At 49.2% G+C, this 3,231-nt stretch carries 2 rRNA genes; both read right to left on the bottom strand.

The features are described from left to right. Positions 1 to 105 (bottom strand): 5S ribosomal RNA (rrf, locus tag ACSBRB_RS10540); the annotation flags it as partial. Positions 106 to 179: 74 nt separating this feature from the next. After that, positions 180 to 3,100 (bottom strand): 23S ribosomal RNA (locus ACSBRB_RS10535). Between the last annotated feature and the right edge of the window lie 131 nt (positions 3,101 to 3,231).

The following is a 3,231-nucleotide window of genomic DNA, read 5'->3' as shown; positions in this document are numbered from 1 at the left end:
GTCCTACTCTCGCGGAACGTAAGTCCGACTACCATGGGCGCTAAGGAGCTTAACTTCTGTGTTCGGCATGGGAACAGGTGTGACCTCCTTGCCATTATCACCAGACAAGATGAATATATACATTATACATTCAAAACTAGATAGTAAGTAAAAGGATGATACAAACAAAACATTTAAAATTGATTAAGTCTTCGATCGATTAGTATTCGTCAGCTCCACGTATCGCTACGCTTCCACCTCGAACCTATTCACCTCATCATCTTTGAGGGATCTTATAACCGAAGTTGGGAAATCTCATCTTGAGGGGGGCTTCATGCTTAGATGCTTTCAGCACTTATCCCGTCCATACATAGCTACCCAGCGATGCCGTTGGCACGACAACTGGTACACCAGAGGTATGTCCATCCCGGTCCTCTCGTACTAAGGACAGCTCCTCTCAAATTTCCTACGCCCACGACGGATAGGGACCGAACTGTCTCACGACGTTCTGAACCCAGCTCGCGTACCGCTTTAATGGGCGAACAGCCCAACCCTTGGGACCGACTACAGCCCCAGGATGCGATGAGCCGACATCGAGGTGCCAAACCTCCCCGTCGATGTGAACTCTTGGGGGAGATAAGCCTGTTATCCCCGGGGTAGCTTTTATCCGTTGAGCGATGGCCCTTCCATGCGGAACCACCGGATCACTAAGTCCGTCTTTCGACCCTGCTCGACTTGTAAGTCTCGCAGTCAAGCTCCCTTATGCCTTTACACTCTGTGAATGATTTCCAACCATTCTGAGGGAACCTTTGAGCGCCTCCGTTACCTTTTAGGAGGCGACCGCCCCAGTCAAACTGCCCACCTGACATTGTCTCCCACCATGATCAATGGTGCGGGTTAGAAATCCAACACAGCTAGGGTAGTATCCCACCAACGCCTCCACGTAAGCTAGCGCTCACGTATCTAAGGCTCCTACCTATCCTGTACAAGCTGCGCCGAATTTCAATATCAGGCTACAGTAAAGCTCCACGGGGTCTTTCCGTCCTGTCGCGGGTAACCTGCATCTTCACAGGTACTATGATTTCACCGAGTCTCTCGTTGAGACAGTGCCCAAATCGTTACGCCTTTCGTGCGGGTCGGAACTTACCCGACAAGGAATTTCGCTACCTTAGGACCGTTATAGTTACGGCCGCCGTTTACTGGGGCTTCGATTCGTGGCTTCGCAGAAGCTAACCACTCCTCTTAACCTTCCAGCACCGGGCAGGCGTCAGCCCCTATACATCACCTTACGGTTTAGCAGAGACCTGTGTTTTTGATAAACAGTCGCTTGGGCCTATTCACTGCGGCTCTTCAGGGCGTGAACCCCAAAGAGCACCCCTTCTCCCGAAGTTACGGGGTCATTTTGCCGAGTTCCTTAACGAGAGTTCGCTCGCTCACCTTAGAATTCTCATCTTGACTACCTGTGTCGGTTTGCGGTACGGGCACCTATATTCTAGCTAGAGGCTTTTCTCGGCAGTGTGAAATCAACGACTCGAGGAAACAATTTCCTCTCCCCATCACAGCTCAGCTTGATGAGTGGCGGATTTGCCTACCACTCGGCCTTACTGCTTGGACGTGCACTCCAACAGCACGCTTCGCCTATCCTACTGCGTCCCCCCATCGCTTAAAACGAATTGAGGTGGTACAGGAATATCAACCTGTTATCCATCGCCTACGCCTGTCGGCCTCGGCTTAGGTCCCGACTAACCCAGAGCGGACGAGCCTTCCTCTGGAAACCTTAGTCAATCGGTGGATGGGATTCTCACCCATCTTTCGCTACTCACACCGGCATTCTCACTTCTAAGCGCTCCACACGTCCTTACGGTCATGCTTCAACGCCCTTAGAACGCTCTCCTACCACTGTCCTACGGACAATCCACAGCTTCGGTAATATGTTTAGCCCCGGTACATTTTCGGCGCAGTGTCACTCGACTAGTGAGCTATTACGCACTCTTTAAATGATGGCTGCTTCTAAGCCAACATCCTAGTTGTCTGGGCAACGCCACATCCTTTTCCACTTAACATATATTTTGGGACCTTAGCTGGTGGTCTGGGCTGTTTCCCTTTCGAACACGGACCTTATCACCCATGTTCTGACTCCCAAGTTAAATTGATTGGCATTCGGAGTTTGTCTGAATTCGGTAACCCGAGAGGGGCCCCTCGTCCAAACAGTGCTCTACCTCCAATAATCATCACTTGAGGCTAGCCCTAAAGCTATTTCGGAGAGAACCAGCTATCTCCAAGTTCGATTGGAATTTCTCCGCTACCCACAACTCATCCGCTCACTTTTCAACGTAAGTCGGTTCGGTCCTCCATTCAGTGTTACCTGAACTTCAACCTGGTCATGGGTAGATCACCTGGTTTCGGGTCTACGACCAAATACTCAGCGCCCTATTCAGACTCGCTTTCGCTACGGCTCCACATTCGCTGCTTAACCTTGCATCAGATCGTAACTCGCCGGTTCATTCTACAAAAGGCACGCCATCACCCATTAACGGGCTCTGACTACTTGTAAGCACACGGTTTCAAGTTCTATTTCACTCCCCTTCCGGGGTGCTTTTCACCTTTCCCTCACGGTACTGGTTCACTATCGGTCACTAGAGAGTATTTAGCCTTAGGAGATGGTCCTCCTAGATTCCGACGGAATTACACGTGCTCCGTCGTACTCAGGATCCACTCAAGAGTGTATTGCTTTTCGACTACAGGATTATTACCTTCTCTGATGCATCTTTCCAGATGCTTCGTCTAAGCAATCCATTTCTAATTCTAAAAGAGTGTCCTACAACCCCAACAAGCAAGCTCATTGGTTTGGGCTCTTCCCGTTTCGCTCGCCGCTACTCAGGGAATCGATTTTTCTTTCTCTTCCTCCGGGTACTAAGATGTTTCAGTTCTCCGGGTCTACCATCTGACATGCTATGAATTTACATGTCGATAACACGACATAACTCGTGTTGGGTTCCCCCATTCGGAAATCTCTGGATCACAGCTTACTTACAGCTCCCCAAAGCATATCGTCGTTAGTAACGTCCTTCATCGGCTTCTAGTGCCAAGGCATTCACCGTGCGCCCTTAATAACTTAATCTAGTTATTAATCTGTGAGTGTTCTTTCGAACACTAGCGATTACTTTTTGAATTCAAGCTTTAAAACTCTAATTCACTCGGTTTTGCTTGGTAAAATCTATTTTACTTACTTATCTAGTTTTCAATGTACAA

The sequence above is a fragment of the Staphylococcus auricularis genome (assembly GCF_051172115.1).
Classification (GTDB): Bacteria; Bacillota; Bacilli; order Staphylococcales; family Staphylococcaceae; genus Staphylococcus; species Staphylococcus auricularis_A.
The sequence above is the reverse complement of the archived record's forward strand: the minus strand, read 5'-3'. Positions and strand labels throughout refer to the sequence as shown.